This window comes from Sphingobium fluminis, from assembly GCF_037723805.1.
Classification (GTDB): Bacteria; Pseudomonadota; Alphaproteobacteria; order Sphingomonadales; family Sphingomonadaceae; genus Sphingobium.
On sequence record NZ_JBBJUK010000005.1, the window covers coordinates 144938 to 162676 of the forward strand.

Consider the following 17739-nt stretch of genomic DNA (forward strand, 5'->3'; position numbering starts at 1 on the left):
CAATAGCCTACCAAAAAGTATGAAGCGCACCAAAAGGTAAGTATGAATGGACCGGGAATGGGATTGCACCGACCCTAAACGGCAACTCGTCTGGGCAGCTGCTACAAGGGATGCCATGCGGCTGCTGGAGGGGAAGTGGAAGATCGTTATCATTTGCCAGCTATTCGGTGCCAAAGCGCCAATCCGGTTTTCTGAGTTGGAGCGGCGGATCGAAGGCGTGAATCAGAAGATGCTCATTCAGCAGCTCAAGCAGCTTGAAAAGGATGGCATCATTGCTCGAACGGTATATCCTCAAGTGCCGCCAAAGGTGGAATATTCGCTGACCGAGATGGGTAAAGCCCTTGGCCCATCCATGGCCGAGCTTACGGAGTGGGCTTTCAAATTGCGCGAGGCGGTGGGTTCGTTCGATCACGTTGCATGATCGGCATCAGGGTTCGCGCAGGCGACCCTGAAAGAATGGTGCGTGGCTGGCTCGGCGGTACAACCGGATCGTAATCATCCGCCTCATTCATGAGATCTTCGGAAATGGCCGGGATCACTGGATAAGTTCAGTTCGCCGAAAACCGCGCCGATCCCGCAGTCCTGAATGACGATGGCCAAACCTCATGGAGTCGTGGTTCACGCCTGCTCGTTGGCCGAAGTTCCCACCGATGCGAGGAACGATCGAAAGGCTGTAAAACATTCGTCGAACCGCTCGAAATAAAGCTCGTGCCCACTCCCGTCGATGATTTCCATCTTCGAACCAGGGATCAGCTGGTGCATCTGCTTCTGATGCTCCAGCGGCGCGGTATGGCTGTTGCCGGGCGCCAGGATCAGGGTTGGCGCGGCGATCGTGGGAACGACCGGCTCTAAGTCTATATCCGGGAAGAGCCGCGCAAGCGCGGCGAGGCTCGCAGGACGGTTCTTGCGCCACTCACTGGCCATCCATTGTCCGTGTTCTGGACTCACCGGCACCAGGCCACGGCCCTTGACCAGCATCTCCACGAACTCGTCGATCGGCGTGCTTTCGATCTTCCCCGCGAGGTCGTCATAGCCATATTTGTCCGACCCGCGCGTGGGGTCCGAAAGCGGCGTCGACATCAATGTAAGCGATCGAACCCGTTCGGGATATTTGACGGCGAATGCGGCGCCGAGCACGCCTCCGGCGGACTCGCCGATATAATGGACTTTCGCGACGCCCAGTTCATCGAGAAATCCTCTTATATCCTCGATCAGATTGTCGACCGTCCAGTCGGACGCCGGCGTGTCATCGGACTGGCCGTGGCCGCGCATGTCCCGGCGCAGCACGCGATAGTCGCGGGCAAGGCCAGGGACCCAATGATAGAAAAATTTGGAACTCCTGCCCCATCCATGCTGGATGAAAACGACTTCCGGTTCCTGCCATGGGTCCGTGAAATCATCGTCGCAGTAATAGAAATTGAGCTTGTTAACAGTTATATAAGGCATGATCTGTCTTTCATCTCGCTTACTATTACAACCAGCATGAATGGGGTTGAGAACTCAGGCTAATTCGACCTTAGAACCTGACGGTCGCCTCGCCGCCGAAGGTCCGCCAGGCGCCCCATGTGGTTTCCCGCTGGAACGTAAATCCATCGAAGAAGCCGGACGTCCGGTAATTGGTGTTGCCGATATTCTTGATGAACGCGCGCAGGACGAACTTCTCATTGCCTGGCGTGAAAGTCAGATAGGCATTCTGGATATTATAGGCCTTCTGGGTCAGGATAGGATCGTTGAACTCCGAAAAGCGGAGCTTGCCGCTCCAATAGGATTCGCCGCGCAACAGCAGTTCGCCGCCTGCAACGTCCATGCGATATTCAAGACCAATGCTGACGCTGTATGGCGGCGCCCGGTTCAGCCAGTTGCCGGTCAGATCCTGGTTGCGCGTAGGATCAGTCTGCGGACGCGGGTCAAAGGGAGCGAGGGGGTTGTTGGGATTGCGGGGGGTGCAGGATCCCAGAAAGTCGCCCGGGTTACAGTTGGTATAGTCGGTATATTTGGCGCTTTCGACCATTGCCGACCCGTCCAGCTTCAGACGGTCGGTGATCGACGCATCGAAACTGGCCTCTATCCCCTTGATCTTGGCCGCTGCAGCATTTTGCACCGCGAAGCCGCCCGCCGTTCCCAGCGTCTTTTGCACCTGGATATTCTTATAGTCATACCAGAAGCCGGCGAGGTTGAGGTGGATACGGTTGTCGGCCAGACTCGTCTTGACGCCAGCCTCGCCACCCTCGATCGTTTCGGGCTTGAACGTATCGCCGCATGTCCCCGAACCGATGCCGCCGGACTTGAAGCCCTTCTGATAGGTCGCATAGGCCTTGACCTGATCGGAGAAGTCGAATTGCACGCCGGCGCGTGGCGTCCACGCCTCGAATTTGAGATCCCTCTCGACGTTGGCGCATTGACCTCGGACGGTCAGGTTGCCCTTCTTCTTGTCACTGTTGAAACGGATGCCGGCCAGCAGGCGGAATCTGTCGGTCACGGAAAAAGTATGGTCGGTGAAGAACGCCAGCGACGTGGCCTTTTGCGAAAAATTCGCCTGATACACGTCGACATTGCTGCCGCCGAACAGGCTGCTGCGAACATTTGTCTGCTGCGTGTACCGGTCGTTGAAGTAGAACATGCCGAATATGGATTTCAGGCGCCCATCGATCATATCCGTGTTGAGGTTGAATTCCTGCGAATAGGTGCGGGAATGACCTGCGCTCGGGATATGGTTCGCCGTGGCACCGCTCGCGTCATAGTCGACGGACATGAAGTTTCGATATTTTTGATATCCGGAAATGGATTTCAGCTGGACGTCATCGCTGACATCCAAGGTGATTGTTCCGGTTGCGCTATATTGAGTCGTATTGTTTGCGGCATCCAGGTCGGAATAGACTTTGTGAGGGCGATAGGTCTGCGGCACCAGAAAGGCTTTGCGCGCCGGATTGATCGATGGCGCAAGCGCCGTCGGCGCATAGGAGGCGCGAGTACGGGCATAGGTGCCCTCGACGTCGATCTTCAGTGTATCGGTGGGCTTGAAGGCCAGCACGCCGCGAAGGGCCGCGACCTTACGCCCGCCGAAATTCTTGTCGGGCGCGCCGGCGAGCAGGTTCTTGACGTCGCCGTCACTATTGTCCCACAGGCCGGTGATCCGGAAGCCGACCTTGTCGTTGATCGGCCCGGAAATGAAGCCGCGGACGCCGTAGGCGTTGCGATTGCCTACATTGCCGGTGAATTCGGCCTCCATCTTGTCCGACGGACCCCTCATGACATAATTGACGACGCCGCCCGTAGCGTTGCGGCCATAAAGCGTGCCCTGCGGGCCTGACAGAACCTCGATCCGCTCCAAATCCATCTGCGCCAGGTCTAGGCTGCGCGCGCGTGCCTGATACACGCCGTTGACGTGCACGGCGACCGACGCATCCTCGAAGCCACTGGTCAGACCCGTGCTGATGCCGCGCAGCGTGATCTGGTTGCTGCCGAACTGATAGCCCATGACCAGCGAAGGAACGCGCGTGGTCAAATCGTTGAGGCCGCGAATCTGCCTTGTTTGCAAACTTTCCTCCGAGAAGGCCGCGATCGTCGCCGGCACGTCCTGAAGCCTTTGTTCCCGCTTCTGAGCGGTTACGATAATATCGCCGAAATCAGTCTTTGCGCTATTATCCGCAGATTGCGCGTAGGCAGTTTCCGCAACAAGCCCAGCTGTCATCGCCAGGCAAATCGAAATCAACGAGGATGACCTCAAATCTCTCACCTTTATCATAGCACTCTCCCTTTATTATTCTTTAAACATTAGAAAGTCAGAACTTTAGTTTTTCTATGACATCCTCTCCTTTAATTTGCTTCCGCTAATCAAATATGCGGATCGACTAAACCGAACCAGCCTTGGCAACGGACTATGGAATCAGTTTTTTACATTGGATAAACGAGCCGGCTGCGTTTTTTCGGCGCGTCGGCCTAATTGGCGCGAGTCAGGGCATCGTGCATGCGTTGGCAACAGCGTCTCTCGCATCGACCGATGTCGCGCCGATCCCGTTAGCGAAAATCTGCACCTGCTGGGCGCTAGTGGAATTTGCGACGCTCACCCGGCGCACGTTCGCATAAAAGGGGGCTGCCCCGTTCTTCATTCCATGCCTCTCCCCAAGCTGTTTCGTTACACCGGAGTTTAGGCTTAAGTGTATTCATCGGCAATAGCCTACCAAAAAGTATGAAGCCGTCTAAAAGGTAAGTGTAAATGGCACGGGACTGGGCGTGCGACGATCCCAAAAGACAACTTGTCTCGGCCGCCGCCACGAAGGATGCGCTGCGCTTGCTGGAGGGCAAGTGAAAAATCGTCATCATCTGCCAGCTGTTCGTCGCCAAGGCGTCGATCCGGTTTGCCGAGCTCGAACGGCGGATCGAGGGCGTGAATCAGAAGATGCTGATCCAGCAGCTTGAAAAGGACGGCATCGTCGCCCGCAAGGTCTATCCCCAGGGAAGCAGATCGTTATCCGGTGCAACGCTCAGCACTTTACCGCGCCGTAACCATACCAGATTTGCAGGCCGCCGAATAAACTCGCGCGGACTTCTGAAAGTGAATCCGCGTGGTTCGTTTCATTCTGACGTTGCAGTAAATATACAGACCTGTATGTTCTGCGCGCGAATGGATGGCGAGCAGAGCGATTTCCCATCAGATGTCATCGCCAGATGACGGGAAGCCGCACAATATAAAAGCCAAGAGCAAAATATAGGATTAGGAGTGCGCTGTGCTTGAGATTATGGATCTGGAAAGTCAGCCGCTAAGCGGTCTTGCCCCTCGCGAGCGTATCGTCAAAACCGCGTCGGACCTGTTTTATCGGTTCAGCGTCCACACAGTGGGTATCGACCGCATCATCGCCGAGAGCGGCGTGGCGAAGATGACATTCTACAAGCATTTTCCGTCCAAGGCCAATCTTGTTGCTACCTATTTGCGTCACAAGAATATCTTGTGGTTGCAGATGCTCGGAACCGCCACAGGAAAAGCCGGTCTGTCGCCGCTGGAGCGCGTCCTCGCCATTTTCGACGCGCTGGACGCATCGTTTCAGGCACCTTCCTTCCGGGGCTGTCCGTTCGTGAAAGGCATGGCCGAATTCGGTCCGGAGGGAAATTCCCCCGAAGTACAGATGACTATAGCGGCGCATTTCGAGGGCCTGCGCGCCTTCGTAGCATCGCTCATCGCGCCCTTGGCATTAAATGAACCCAAAAAAGCGGTAGTGCAGATTCTGTCGCTTATCCAGGGCTCCATCGTGCTGGCGCAATCGATGCGCGATCCCATCATAGCCGGGGCGAACCGCGATGCGGCCAAGCTGCTGCTTCAGGCCGGACTCAATCCAGCATTCAGCCTAGAATCACCAGAATAGCAGGACAACGGCCCGTCGACATCGAAACGCTTGCTGGCTGCAACAGGATCGTTCCGGCCGTTCCGATGAGGTGAAGAAAGCCTGGGCCAGAGCAGGACTCGACCGGCACGCAGCCCGCAAAAACTCGTGTCCTGGCACAGCGCGCGGGCGATCCTCCCAGTGAAGCATGATGCTCCCTGGACCCTTGAATAGCGGGACCAAGCTTCGTACCTGACCGCCACGCAGGGATGGGTTCCATAAGAGCACCTGTGCTGTCCAACAGGGTCGCATCACCGGCCGGCGGAGCGAACATGACTGACAGACAGATGATGATCGGAATGCATTTCGGAAACGGCTATGGATCGCAGCCGGGCGCATGGCGGATGCCCGGCGTTTCCCCCACGGCCTACAGCAGCGTGGATGCAATGGTGCGCCATGCACAGGCGGCCGAACGAGGCAAGTTCCAGTTCCTGTTCGTGCCCGATTTCCCGGCGTTGATGGGCGATGTCGAGACCGAAGCCCCTATGATCACTATCGATCCGATGATGGTGCTCGCCGCGGTCGCCCGCGAAACCAAGCGGATCGGCATGGTCGCCACCGGTTCCACGACGTTCAATGAACCCTATAATCTGGCCCGCCAGTTCAAAGCTCTCGATATTATGAGCCACGGTCGCGCGGGATGGAATGCCGTGCCTACCAGCGATCCTGCCGCGGCCGCCAACTATGGCCGCGAGGTTCCGCCCCGGGCCGAGAGGTATGAACGACTGCACGAATTCATCCAGATCGTGCAGGCTTTGTGGGGAAGTTGGGGGCAGGACGCCTGGATACATGATCAGGCGTCCGGGCGGTTCGCGGATTCAGCGAAGATCCGGCCCATCAACCTGCGGGGCCGGCACGTCGGGTCCAGCGGCCCCTTGCCGCTTCCACCATCGCCACAGGGCCAGCCGGTGATTTTTCAGGCCGGGGGAGGTGGCAACGGGCTGGAGGTAGCCGGGCGCTACGCCAGCGGCGTCATTGGCGCGACATACACAATCGACGATGCCCGCGCGCAGCGCATGGCCCTCCGGGACGCCGCCCGGCGCGTCGGCCGCGATCCCGACGAGATAAAATTCTTCCCCGGCCTGATAACGACGATCACCGCCGACCGGCGCGCTGGCCTCGATCGCCGGACCGCCCTGAACGCGCGTCTCTTTCCGCAGCGAATCGCTTATCTCGGCCAGATGCTCGGCCTCCGTCTCGATCCGGGCCAGCTGGATACACCCCTTTCGGCGGAGCAACTGGCGTCCGCACGACCGTCGCCGGGCGACCCGCGCTCGGCGCACGCCCTCACGATCGCGCGCCAGGGCTGGTCGTTGAGCGACGTGCTCGCGCATGGCGTGATCGACTATCATCCCGTCATCGCAGGGCCTGCCGTCGAAGCCGCCGATCATATGCAGGCTTGGTTCGAGGCCGGCGCGGCCGATGGCTTCTGGATATCGCCGGACGTATATGATGACGGGATCGACGCTTTCGTCGATGGCGTCGTGCCGATCCTCCAGGATCGCGGACTGTTCCACAGGGACTATGCGGGCGTCACTTTGCGGGACCATCTCGGTTCGCCGCCACAATATGGTATCGATGCGCGACTCATGCGCTGAAAGGCCGCCGGCAAGGTCGCAACGCGCAATCATGCGACGTCGCCACTCCGGCGCGGCGTGGCAGGCGCGGTCAATTTTCAATCGAACAGAACAACTTCATGAAGATAGCAATCCTGGGCATCGGCAATATCGGAAAGACGCTCGTCCGCGAACTGACCAGGGCCGGTCATGAAATCACAATCGCTAACTCGCGTGGCCCAGACACGATCGATCCGTCGATACTTGCCTCGGGCGCCAGCGCAACCACGGCCCAGGATGCAGTGACAGATGTGGACGTCATCATCCTTTCAATCCCGTTCGAACGCCTGTCGACGGTCAAACCGATTCTCGCCGGGGTGCCCGACGAGACGGTCGTGATCGACACCGCCAACTATTATCCGGCGCGGGATGGCGCCATCGATGCCATCGAAGCGGGTCAGGTGGAAAGCCTTTGGGTAATCGGACAATTGGGCCGGCCAGTCGCCAAGGCGTGGAATGCGATCGGCGCGCGTTCCTTTGCCGAATATGGCAAGGCGCGGGCAGCCCTGGCCGTATCGCCATTCCGGTTGCCGCCGATCGCGCCGTCGATCGAGACGTGGCAATGCGACTGGTCGATGAAACCGGCTTCGACCCGTTCGACGCGGGCTCAATCGCGGGCTCCTGGCGTCAGCAGCCCGGATCGCCCGTCTATTGCACCGACCTCGAAAAGGAAGCGCTGGCAGCAGCGCACGACACAGCCGACAAAGCGCGCCTTCCCGTCCGTCGGATCGGTCAGTCTCCGCGCGGAGCCGACGCGGACCCCGGTAACGTAACCGCTCAGGGAGGGCGTCGAGGATCGGGCGCTGTCGACGCGGGCGCGGGAATTTTAGGCACCTTGCTCAGTGGATGGATAATAGATCGCATCGGCCCTCCTTCCGCGCTGCGCTCACAACTTTATGCCACGCGCTGCTCTGGTGGGCGGCGCGGATATGCCGACCGTCATTGCGCGAGTTCAATAGCTACGCCAGGCTTGCTGCAGTCGCCCAGCGGAGGAGCTAGGATAGGGGAGCGAGGCCGGATAAAATGAGGCGGACCAGGTCAGCCTGGCTCGATGCGCCTGTCTTGGCATATATCCGCTTGGAATAGCTGCGCGACGTTTGTGGCGTAAGGCGCAGATGCCTGCCCGCCTCAAGGATCGTTTCTCCTAGCGAAAGCTGATGCGCCAGCGATGCTTCGTTTCTCGACAAACCATAAATCATCGCCATGGCCTGACGTGCCTTTGCCGCGTCCTCGCGCTTGTAAGTCCGCAGGACCCCGACAGCTACCGGCACAGCACAGGGCTGCTCCAGATCCAGGTCGGCCTTGCGCAACAACAGCCATAATCCACCATGCGCATCTAACGGCAAGGGTACGCTATCGGCCCGCCCCGATGCGATGGCCGCGCATGTATTCTCCAGCGCCTGCGATATGGCAGGCATGAGCGCCAACCGGCGTCCGGGAACAGGTTCGGGTTCGGGAACGAATGACAGTAGGGCACCTGCATGCGCATCGGCCGCCATGACTCGCCCGGTCTCATCGAACGCCATCTGGCCAATGCCCAACCGCTGGAGCGCGGATTGAGCAAGAGCGACCTGCAGCCTCAGCTCTATCAACCTGGCGAGAGTCTTCAGTCCGGCGGTCAGATGCGGTGCGATCGCCGACAAGGTCACTACGGCCGCTGCGGAAAAATCGTCCCGTTCGCGCACGAGCACGATCCACGCGTCCGCCGCGCCGCCCGCCGAAACGCGCAGGAACCGGGCGTAGTGAACACCCATTTCTTGCAGCGCCGCGCGCTGGCTCTCCAATCGATCGGGATGATCATAGTCGAGCATTTCGTCCAGCGCATATACCCGCAGCGGTCGAAGTGGCCCGTAAGGATGAAGATTAAGGGCAGCGATCTTTCGATAGTCGAGCGGCGGGTCCATCGCTGCGCGAGGCGCTGCCACATGGACGGCCGAGGGGTCCTGATCCTTGCCCGCATTGGCGAGTCTAATGATGAGATAGGCCCGGCGCGCATAGGTTCTGGCGACAAGTTGCCGCAAGAGACCGCCCCAGGGCGGGCTTTCATGGATCCCCTCCAGGAGCGGCAGGATAAGCTCGCGTTGATAGGATGCGGGACTCGACATATATTTTGCTCCCATATGGGGGCTTCGTGGTCAAGCGCAGGAGGCGATTGAAGCTGCATATCCGACAAGGGAGAGGGAAATAATGCCTGAACTAGATTCGCGATCGGCGCTGACGCATCTTGAGCGGCTGGAAGCCGAGAGCATCCACATCCTGCGGGAGGTCGTGGCCGAGGCGGAAAAGCCGGTGATGATGTATTCGGTCGGCAAGGACAGCGCAGTGATGCTGCATCTCGCCCGCAAGGCCTTTTACCCGTCGCCCCCGCCCTTCCCGCTGCTCCATGTCGACACGACCTGGAAGTTTCAGGAAATGTACAAGCTGCGCGATCGCATGGCGCGCGATAGCGGCATGGAACTGATCGTCTATCAGAATCAGGAAGCCAAGGACCGGGGCATCAACCCGTTCGACCATGGCGCGCTGCACACCGACATGTGGAAGACCGAAGGCTTGAAGCAGGCGCTCGACCTATATGGTTTCGACGTGGCCTTCGGCGGCGCCCGCCGCGACGAGGAAAAGAGCCGCGCCAAGGAGCGCATCTTCTCGTTCCGCACCGCGTCGCACGGCTGGGACCCCAAGAACCAGCGCCCGGAACTGTGGAATCTCTACAACGCCAAGAAGAGCAAGGGCGAGGGCATCCGCGTCTTCCCGATCAGCAACTGGACCGAGCTGGACATCTGGCAGTATATTCATTTGAACGACGTGCCGATCGTGCCGCTATACTTCGCGAACAAGCGCCCCACCGTAGAGCGCGACGGCATGCTGCTCATGGTCGATGACGACCGCTTCCCGCTGCGGCCCGGCGAAGTGCCGGTCGAACGCTCGATCCGCTTCCGCACGCTGGGCTGCTATCCGCTGACCGGTGCGGTCGAGAGCGAAGCCAAGACGCTGCCTCAGGTGATCCAGGAAACGCTGCTGACGACGACGTCGGAACGGCAGGGTCGCGCCATCGACAAGGATGCCGGCGGCGCGGGCATGGAAAAGAAGAAGCAGGAAGGGTATTTTTGACGCGTCACGGAAGCCACGGCTTAAGCCGTGGCTTCCGAAGCGTCAGCCCTAGCGAAGGCTGGGGTCTCGGGCGTCCCAAGTGGATGTTTTTGCAGACCCGGCCTTTATCCCAGAAGAGCATATTCCCGGTTGTGCCGGGATGACGAGGTAAGCGACATGACCGACACCCTCTCTCAATCCGAAGATCCCATCTACCAGACCGATACCCTCATCGCCGAGGATATCGACAAATATCTGGAGGTCCATCAGCACAAGACCATGCTGCGCTTCATCACCTGCGGGTCGGTGGACGATGGCAAGTCCACGCTGATCGGCCGCCTTCTCTATGACAGCAAGATGATCTTCGAAGATCAGCTCGAGGCGCTTCAGGCGGACTCGAAAAAGGTCGGCACGCAGGGGCAGGAGATCGATTTCGCCCTTCTGGTCGACGGCCTCGCCGCCGAGCGCGAGCAGGGCATCACCATCGACGTCGCCTACCGCTTCTTCGGCACGGAAAAGCGTAAGTTCATCGTCGCCGACACGCCGGGCCACGAACAATATACGCGCAACATGGTCACCGGCGCATCGACTGCCGACCTCGCCGTCATCCTGGTCGATGCGCGCAAGGGCGTGCTCGTCCAGACGCGCCGTCACAGCTACCTGGCGCATCTGATCGGCATCAAGAATATCGTGCTCGCCATCAACAAGATGGACCTCGTCGATTATGACCAGGCGGTCTATGACGGCATCCTCAAGGATTATACCGAATTCGCTACCTCGATCGGCATCGATCATTTCGTACCGATCCCGATTTCGGGATTCAGGGGCGACAATATCACGACCCCGAGCGAAAACACGCCCTGGTACAAGGGGCCGACCCTTATGGAGCATCTGGAGACGGTCGAGGTCAACAGTGCCGCCGACGCCGACAAGCCGTTCCGCATGCCGGTGCAGTGGGTCAACCGCCCGAACCTCGATTTCCGTGGCTTTTCCGGTCTGATCGCCACCGGCACGGTTAAGCCCGGCGACGCCGTACGGGTGCTGCCATCGGGCAAGACCAGCACGATCAGCCGGATCGTCACGCTGGAAGGCGATCTCGATCAGGCGGTAGCGGGCCAGTCCGTGACGCTCTGCTTCGCCGACGAAATCGACTGTTCGCGCGGCGACGTCATCGCTCTTGCCGACAATCCGCCCCAGGCCGCCGACCAGTTCGAAGCGACCATCGTGTGGATGGCGGATGAAGAAATGCTGCCCGGTCGCTCCTATTGGCTCAAGATCGGCACCCAGACGGTCACCGCCACGGTTCAGCAGCCCAAATATCAGGTCAACGTCAATACGATGGAGCATCTGGCGGCCAAGACGCTGGACCTCAACGCCATCGGCGTCGCCAACCTGTCGACCGACCGTCAGATCGTGTTTGAACCCTATGCGCAAAACCGCACGCTCGGCGGCTTCATCCTGGTCGACAAGATCACCAACGCCACTGTGGCGGCCGGGATGCTGCAATTCTCGTTGCGCCGCGCGCAGAATGTCCACTGGCAGGCGACGGACGTCAGCCGTGACTTCCACGCGGGCCTCAAGAACCAGAAGCCTGCGGTCCTGTGGTTCACCGGGCTTTCGGGCGCGGGCAAATCGACCATCGCCAACCTTGTCGAAAAGAAGCTGGCGCGGATGAACCGTCACACCTTCCTGCTCGACGGCGACAATGTGCGTCACGGCCTCAACAAGGATCTGGGCTTTACCGATGCCGACCGGGTGGAAAATATCCGCCGCGTGGGCGAGGTCGCCAGGCTCATGACCGATGCCGGCCTTATCGTCATCACCGCCTTCATCTCGCCCTTCCGGTCGGAACGCGACATGGTGCGGTCGATGATGCAGCCGGGCGAGTTCATCGAGGTGCATATCGACACCTCGCTTGCCGAAGCGGAGGCGCGCGACGTCAAGGGGCTCTACAAGCAGGCGCGGTCCGGCACGCTCAAGAACTTCACCGGGATCGACAGCCCCTATGAAGCGCCCCAGGATCCGGAAATCCACATCGATACTGCTGGAATGACTGCCGAGGAAGCAGCCGATGCGATCGTCGCGAGGCTCATCCCATGAGCGCCGCTATCGACGCCCGCGCCATGAGCGACGCCGAACTGGCGGCGCATCTGGCGGAGGCTGCGGGCCGCATCCTGCTCGAAGTGCGCGCATCGGGCGTGTTCGGGGAAAAGGCGCTGGGTAAGGCGGGGGACCAGACCGCCAACCAGTTCCTCGTCCATGCCCTGCGCGAGGCGCGCCCCGACGACGGACTATTGTCCGAGGAAGAAAAGGATAATCCGGAACGGCTCGCTCAATCGCGCGTCTGGATCATCGATCCGGTCGACGGCACGCGCGAATATGGCGAAGCGCGCGCTGACTGGGCGGTCCATGTCGGCCTTGCCATCGATGGCGAGCCCCGCATCGGGGCGGTCGCTCTGCCCGGTCTCGACGGCGGGATCGTGTTGCGCACAGACCAACTAGCGCCGGTGCCGCCTGCACCCCAGCGGCTCCGCATGGTGGTCTCTCGCACCCGCCCCGCTAAGGAAGCGGTCGCGGTCGCGGAAGCGCTGGACGCCGAACTCATCCCCATGGGTTCGGCCGGCGCCAAGGCGATGGCGATCGTCCTTGGACAGGCAGACATCTACCTTCATTCGGGCGGCCAGTATGAATGGGACAGCTGCGCCCCGGTTGCCGTGGCACTGGCCCACGGGCTCCACTGCTCGCGCATCGACGGAACCCCGCTCGTCTATAATCAGGCGGATGTCTATCTTCCCGACCTCCTCATTTGCCGCAAGGAGCATGCCGCCACAGTGCTCGGTCAACAAAAATTGGTCGCCTAGAGGCGACAAGGCCGCGAAGGATGCGACGTCGTCAGGCACAAAATGGCGTAGCGGGTCCGCGTCTCGGGAATAGCCGATAAGGACGGCTATTCTCAAAATGAGGGTCGGACCCTTCATCCATTTTGGTCTCGCATGACCAGGCCATCGCGTCCGCCAACGGCGGTTAGCCCGCCATCTTTGTCATGAGGTTCTGGTTTATCGCCAGAACCTTTATCGGTGTGCCCTTCTTAGGATGGGCACAATTGATAGGACGCTTTTCCTGCCCTGCGCACGGCGTCGGAAGCGCGCAGTCCTCAGGCTATTCTGTGACGGCGACCGGAACGCCGCCAGCTACTTCCCACGAACATCGACGCGCGACGCACTGCTCTCTATGCGGCCTTGACATTATTTGACACCACAGGGTGCAAGCTCGCCGAAAGCACAGTCTGGAAGACGAACCGGATTGCAGTCGCGAGGTGCTCTGCGCCACCTGAAAGTACGCTCGCCTGTATACCAAGCCCATGCATGCATATGAGCAGCATTTCAGCGCGCTCGTCGAGTTCTTGCTCGGTATCTCCATCAAGGACAGATTTTATGATTTTGCGGATCGTCTCCAGGAACCGGCGAGCTGACCGGGTAGCCATTTCTTTAACTTTTGGATTGCGCCCGGCCTCAGCCTGAATCTCCAGCCAGAGCGCCGTACGATCGCCTTCGAGAATGGAAGGAAGCTTGGCCACAAACGACTCGACAAGGGAGTCGATGCTTCGATTTTCCGATTGGTCCACCTGGGTGATGAGTAGCGTAAACTCATCCATATGGTGCTCTATCAGCGCCGTGATAATCGCTTCTTTATTCTCGAAATATTTATAGATGTGACCGGCACTCATTGCTGCCGTCGCAGCGATGCGACTGATGCTCGCGGCGTGGAACCCATCATCACGAACGCAAATTCGAGCCGCGTCGATGATCTGATTTCGCCGCCGCTGGATGCGTTCTTCTCGTCGCAATATAGCTATTGCCGTCTTAGTCATCCAAATCCTTGGTAGCGCGTTCGGCGACAATCTTGTCTGCCCAATTCCATGCGTATAATATAAAGTCCAGAAAAAAGCGAGCTTCAGGTCTTGCGCCTATTTGACTCGGTCTCGACGAATTTTGCCGCCTTTGCGCTGAAAGACGCGACCCAATTGGTCCGAGTATATCAAATACGGCGCGCCGAGAGGCCCGCTTCCGATAGAGCCCGTCTGTACCGCACGCACGCGATCTCAAACGCGAATCTGTTCCTGCCTTGCTCCCATTTCCCTTAGAAGCCTGCGCCTGCGACAAACAGGCAGCGCGCTTCATCTAAGACGCGCGCTAGCTCGTATCGATAACCGCGGCTACCGACGTCTGAAAGACCATGACCGATCACCATTCGGGCCTTGGCTGGATCAGGGCATGACGCGCATCCGGGTGCAGGCCTAGAGATGCATCCCGCCACTCGCCTGAATCGTCTGCCCGGTTATCCAGCCGCCCTCCGGTGAAGCGAGGAAGAACGCCACCGCGGCGATCTCGTCGGGATGGGCCATTCGACCCATCGCGGTCATGCCTTCGATCCATGACGCCATTGCCGGATCTGCCATGATCGGCGCCATCAGTGCTGTATCGGTGGCGCCGGGCGCGATGGCGTTGACGCTGATGTGGCGCGGGCCAAGTTCGGCCGCCAGCGACCGGGTAAAAGCGTTCACGGCCGCCTTCGCCAGAGAATAAACGATGCCCTGCGGCGTGGCCGCAACCGAAACCATCGAAGAGAGGCTGATGATCCGTCCCCCTGCTGGTATCCGCGGCAAGGCCGCCTTGGTGACAAAAAACGCGCTCTTCATATTGGACGCGACGATGTGATCGAAGAGAGCTTCGTCAATGTCCGCGATCGACGCGCCATTGCCTTGGCCTGCGTTGTTGACGAGAATGTCGAGGCCCGACAACCCACGGTCGGCTAACCGGTTATCGAGCTGGCCGAATAACGCCTCGATAGAGGCCACGCTCGTCAAATCCGCTTGCAGGACGAACGCCCCGCCCCCGGCATTTTCGATCAGATCTACCGTTTCGCGTGCACGATCTTCACCACTGTTGAAATGGACGGCCACGGTGGCGCCGGCGGCCCCCAGACGCAGGGCGATCGCGCGCCCGATACCCCCGGACGCGCCGGTAACAAGGGCTGTCTTACTTTCAAGCGAACGGGTCATCCTATTCCTCTATCCATGGTCGATCTCCGCCCTTCTAGTCTATAACGCCCGTTTCAGTCGACAAAAAGCGCGCCAACGCAGGTCCGGGTACGGATCGAAGCCTGACTACCGGACCTCGAATGACCCCCGCTGGCGCGCAGATGTTACTGCCCGAAGGCGACAGTCAGACGGATCATGATCTGCCGCGCCCGATTGGGAACGGCGTAAATGTCTGGCCGTGCGCCGCCAGCGACCGTGCCGGCGGCCGCTCCGGTGAATTGCTGTGGTTGTGAATTGGTCCAGTAGAACTTGTTGGTCAGATTCTGGCCGATCAGCGCCACCTCCCAGGCGTCCTTGGCGTCGGCAATCCGCACGGTCGCGTCGACAAGCGCGTGCTTGGGCGCGTACGCATCGCGGTTTAGGGTGGCATCGGTGGGCACGCTGCTGCCGAAGGTGACGCCCCCTGAAAGGCCGAGTTTCAGCGCCGAGCCGAGCGACGTTTCGTAGCTTGCACTCGCATTCCCCGACCATTCGGGCGCGTTGATGACTTGCCGCCCGGCCAGATTCTGGTTGTTACCGTTCTCGCCCGGCAGGATCGGGCGGGCGTTGCCGTTGCCGGTCGAACGGAAATTGCAGCCCTGCGCTTGCGATTGCCCCGCCCAGCACGGCCCGAAATAGCTAAGATAGCGCGCGTCATCGTAGCTAAGGGCGCCCCTCAAGGTTAGCCCTTCGATCGGGGTGCGGTAGTTCATGTCGAAGTCGATGCCCTTGGTCCGCGCCCCACCGGCGTTCCGGATTGTGTTTATGCCAGTGTCACGATCGAAAGCGGTAATCTGAAGGCCGGGCACCTTGTAGGTGTAGGCCGACAGATTGACGCGCAGCGCGCCGTCGAACAACAGTGCTTTCACACCGCCTTCGAACCCGCTGATCTTCTGCGGACCATAATTGAGTTCCGTGGTTGAATTCCCCACGCTGCCATTGAAACCGCCCGACAGAAAGCCGCGCTTGTACGAACCGAAAACGGTCAGCTCGTCCGTCGGCCGATAGGTAGCGGTGAGTTCGGGCGAGAAATCGTTCCACGAATCATGGTCCACCGCCGGTTCATAGGGAGCCATCGGAGTGGTGCGCGAACGGGTGAAATCAGCAAGCGTGACGGGTAGCGTCTTCTTTTCATGCGAATAGCGCCCGCCCGCCGACAGCTCCAGTTGCGGAGTCAAGGCGAAGCGGGCCTGGCCGAAGGCCGAATAGGCGATGCCGTGCTGTTCCGTGTACGTGTGAAGAAACTCGGTTGGATTGCTGTAGTTGAGAATGGTATGGGTAAAGATCGATGATCGCGTGTCCGAATAGATTCCACCGAACGTGAAATTCAACGGCCCGTCAAAGTGGCTGTTCACACGCAGTTCCTGCGAAATTTCCCGGTTCTTGAGTCGGGCAAAGACCGCGACGTTGGGCAGGCCGAAGGCGACGCCGAACTGCGAAAGAGGAACGACAGGATAGGCCCCGTAAACGTCGGCGTGCCTAAACGTGCTCTGGTAGAAGCCCGTCACCGAGGTCAGGTCAATCGTATCGCTCAGCTTGTAGTTCATCTCCAGCCCGGCGAGCGTCTGCTCCTGAATCGCATAAGTCTGGCCGTCGCGGAAATTTGGCTCATATTGCGTATAAAGGGTGCCGATATTGTCGGTTCGAGCGATCCGCCCGTCCGCCTTGCAATCGCTGATCACTCCAACCAGCTGCGTGGTACCATATGGGCAATGGACCATCTGGCCATTGGTGTTGGTAGCCGCGCCCTTCACCTTGCCGTAGGCAACCTTGAGGCGCGCGCTGAACGCATCTGTCGGATCGAACTTCAACGTGCCACGCACGCCGAATTCGCGACTGCGCGGACCGTAACGATCGATCGGAGGGAGGATGCTGTTCGCCGGCACGATGTTCTTCACCCATCCGCGCATGTCCGCACCATAAAAGGCGAGGCGCGCGCCTAGCGTGTCGGTCAGCGGGCCGGAAATATATCCGTCACCACGCCATTCATGCGCGTTGATCTCATAGCCAAGCGATGCCTTGGCCGCGAAGTGCGACGTCGGGTCGGCGCTGCGCATCGAAATAATACCGCCCGGGCTGTTCTTGCCGAAAAACAGCGCCTGCGGGCCCTTGAGAACCTCGACCTGCTGGAGGTCCATGACGGCCAGGCGGCGGACGCTCGACTTTGCCACCTGGACACCATCGACGTTGAACGACACCGCCTGATCACCTAGCGGGTTGGTATCGGGACCGGCGACGCCACGCATCGCGATCGTGCCGCCCTGCCTGCTTCCGCCCGATTCCAAAAGTATCAGGCCGGGAACCATCTGGGCAACCGCGTCGAGACTGTTGATACCGCGCCGCTGAAGTTCCGCACCCGTCACCGCCGTCAGCACCACGGGAACCGCGATCGAGGTCTCGTCCCGCCTGCGCGCTGTGACGATGATATCTTCGGAAGATACCGACGCACGCGCACTGGTTCCTCCCTGCGCCATGGCGACGCCAGGTACGCCCGCGACGAGCGCACATGTGACGAGAAGAGCCGACCGTCTGGTAGATATAGTCATGAAAATTCTCCCCTATGTTTTTAGGCCCATTA

The 17739-nt window shown here is 59.8% G+C and carries 14 protein-coding genes; 8 read left to right on the top strand and 6 right to left on the bottom strand.

Annotated features, from left to right (window positions below):
• Positions 1–46 precede the first annotated feature (46 nt).
• A complete protein-coding gene (locus WG907_RS14220; protein WP_340233788.1) occupies positions 47–421 on the top strand; it encodes a winged helix-turn-helix transcriptional regulator in 375 nt (124 codons plus the stop codon).
• A gap of 197 nt (positions 422–618) precedes the next feature.
• On the opposite strand, the gene WG907_RS14225 is transcribed toward WG907_RS14220, so the two are convergent.
• Both WG907_RS14225 and WG907_RS14230 read right to left on the bottom strand, forming a co-directional pair.
• Positions 619–1446, bottom strand: a complete 828-nt coding sequence (locus WG907_RS14225; RefSeq protein ID WP_340233790.1) for an alpha/beta fold hydrolase — start codon at positions 1444–1446, stop codon at positions 619–621.
• A gap of 70 nt (positions 1447–1516) precedes the next feature.
• Positions 1517–3574 (bottom strand): TonB-dependent receptor, encoded by a 2058-nt coding sequence (locus WG907_RS14230; protein ID WP_340233791.1) that lies wholly within the window; start codon positions 3572–3574, stop codon positions 1517–1519.
• A gap of 747 nt (positions 3575–4321) precedes the next feature.
• Here WG907_RS14230 and WG907_RS14235 point away from each other — a divergent pair.
• From WG907_RS14235 to WG907_RS14250, 4 genes are all read left to right on the top strand, one after another.
• Positions 4322–4672 (top strand): winged helix-turn-helix transcriptional regulator, encoded by a 351-nt coding sequence (locus tag WG907_RS14235; protein WP_340233939.1) that lies wholly within the window; start codon positions 4322–4324, stop codon positions 4670–4672.
• Between the two features lie 67 nt (positions 4673–4739).
• Positions 4740–5360, top strand: coding sequence for a TetR/AcrR family transcriptional regulator (locus WG907_RS14240; protein ID WP_340233792.1), 621 nt, complete (start codon positions 4740–4742; stop codon positions 5358–5360).
• Positions 5361–5650: 290 nt separating this feature from the next.
• Positions 5651–6976, top strand: a complete 1326-nt coding sequence (locus tag WG907_RS14245; RefSeq protein WP_340233793.1) for an NtaA/DmoA family FMN-dependent monooxygenase — start codon at positions 5651–5653, stop codon at positions 6974–6976.
• A 98-nt stretch (positions 6977–7074) separates the two neighbouring features.
• Positions 7075–7767, top strand: coding sequence for an NADPH-dependent F420 reductase (locus WG907_RS14250; RefSeq protein ID WP_340233795.1), 693 nt, complete (start codon positions 7075–7077; stop codon positions 7765–7767).
• A gap of 222 nt (positions 7768–7989) precedes the next feature.
• On the opposite strand, the gene WG907_RS14255 is transcribed toward WG907_RS14250, so the two are convergent.
• Positions 7990–9099, bottom strand: a complete 1110-nt coding sequence (locus WG907_RS14255; protein ID WP_340233797.1) for a helix-turn-helix transcriptional regulator — start codon at positions 9097–9099, stop codon at positions 7990–7992.
• Between the two features lie 82 nt (positions 9100–9181).
• Between WG907_RS14255 and cysD the strand changes: the two genes are divergently transcribed.
• From cysD to WG907_RS14270, 3 genes are all read left to right on the top strand, one after another.
• Positions 9182–10102, top strand: a complete 921-nt coding sequence (gene cysD, locus WG907_RS14260) for a sulfate adenylyltransferase subunit CysD (protein WP_340233799.1) — start codon at positions 9182–9184, stop codon at positions 10100–10102.
• 156 nt (positions 10103–10258) lie between these two features.
• On the top strand, positions 10259–12181 hold the full coding sequence (cysN, locus tag WG907_RS14265; RefSeq protein ID WP_340233801.1) for a sulfate adenylyltransferase subunit CysN: 1923 nt from the start codon (positions 10259–10261) through the stop codon (positions 12179–12181).
• A gap of 23 nt (positions 12182–12204) precedes the next feature.
• On the top strand, positions 12205–12942 hold the full coding sequence (locus WG907_RS14270) for a 3'(2'),5'-bisphosphate nucleotidase CysQ (RefSeq protein WP_340233941.1): 738 nt from the start codon (positions 12205–12207) through the stop codon (positions 12940–12942).
• Between the two features lie 368 nt (positions 12943–13310).
• Here WG907_RS14270 and WG907_RS14275 read toward each other — a convergent pair whose 3' ends face one another.
• The 3 genes from WG907_RS14275 to WG907_RS14285 form a co-directional block, all read right to left on the bottom strand.
• Positions 13311–13952 (bottom strand): TetR/AcrR family transcriptional regulator, encoded by a 642-nt coding sequence (locus WG907_RS14275; protein ID WP_340233803.1) that lies wholly within the window; start codon positions 13950–13952, stop codon positions 13311–13313.
• Positions 13953–14378: 426 nt separating this feature from the next.
• Positions 14379–15143 (bottom strand): SDR family NAD(P)-dependent oxidoreductase, encoded by a 765-nt coding sequence (locus tag WG907_RS14280; RefSeq protein WP_340233805.1) that lies wholly within the window; start codon positions 15141–15143, stop codon positions 14379–14381.
• Between the two features lie 143 nt (positions 15144–15286).
• The gene (locus WG907_RS14285) at positions 15287–17707 is read right to left on the bottom strand and encodes a TonB-dependent receptor (protein WP_340233807.1); all 2421 of its coding nucleotides are present in this window, start codon (positions 17705–17707) and stop codon (positions 15287–15289) included.
• Positions 17708–17739 lie beyond the last annotated feature (32 nt).

What these genes read in the sequence shown, in the direction of transcription:
- WG907_RS14255 (WP_340233797.1), bottom strand. Translation starts at nt 9,099, where the DNA reads ATGTCGAGTCCCGCATCCTATCAACGCGAGCTTATCCTGCCGCTCCTG.
- WG907_RS14220 (WP_340233788.1), top strand. Translation starts at nt 47, where the DNA reads ATGGACCGGGAATGGGATTGCACCGACCCTAAACGGCAACTCGTCTGG.
- cysN (WP_340233801.1), top strand. Translation starts at nt 10,259, where the DNA reads ATGACCGACACCCTCTCTCAATCCGAAGATCCCATCTACCAGACCGAT.
- WG907_RS14225 (WP_340233790.1), bottom strand. Translation starts at nt 1,446, where the DNA reads ATGCCTTATATAACTGTTAACAAGCTCAATTTCTATTACTGCGACGAT.
- cysD (WP_340233799.1), top strand. Translation starts at nt 9,182, where the DNA reads ATGCCTGAACTAGATTCGCGATCGGCGCTGACGCATCTTGAGCGGCTG.
- WG907_RS14240 (WP_340233792.1), top strand. Translation starts at nt 4,740, where the DNA reads ATGGATCTGGAAAGTCAGCCGCTAAGCGGTCTTGCCCCTCGCGAGCGT.
- WG907_RS14280 (WP_340233805.1), bottom strand. Translation starts at nt 15,143, where the DNA reads ATGACCCGTTCGCTTGAAAGTAAGACAGCCCTTGTTACCGGCGCGTCC.
- WG907_RS14250 (WP_340233795.1), top strand. Translation starts at nt 7,075, where the DNA reads ATGAAGATAGCAATCCTGGGCATCGGCAATATCGGAAAGACGCTCGTC.
- WG907_RS14270 (WP_340233941.1), top strand. Translation starts at nt 12,205, where the DNA reads ATGAGCGACGCCGAACTGGCGGCGCATCTGGCGGAGGCTGCGGGCCGC.
- WG907_RS14285 (WP_340233807.1), bottom strand. Translation starts at nt 17,707, where the DNA reads ATGACTATATCTACCAGACGGTCGGCTCTTCTCGTCACATGTGCGCTC.
- WG907_RS14275 (WP_340233803.1), bottom strand. Translation starts at nt 13,952, where the DNA reads ATGACTAAGACGGCAATAGCTATATTGCGACGAGAAGAACGCATCCAG.
- WG907_RS14245 (WP_340233793.1), top strand. Translation starts at nt 5,651, where the DNA reads ATGACTGACAGACAGATGATGATCGGAATGCATTTCGGAAACGGCTAT.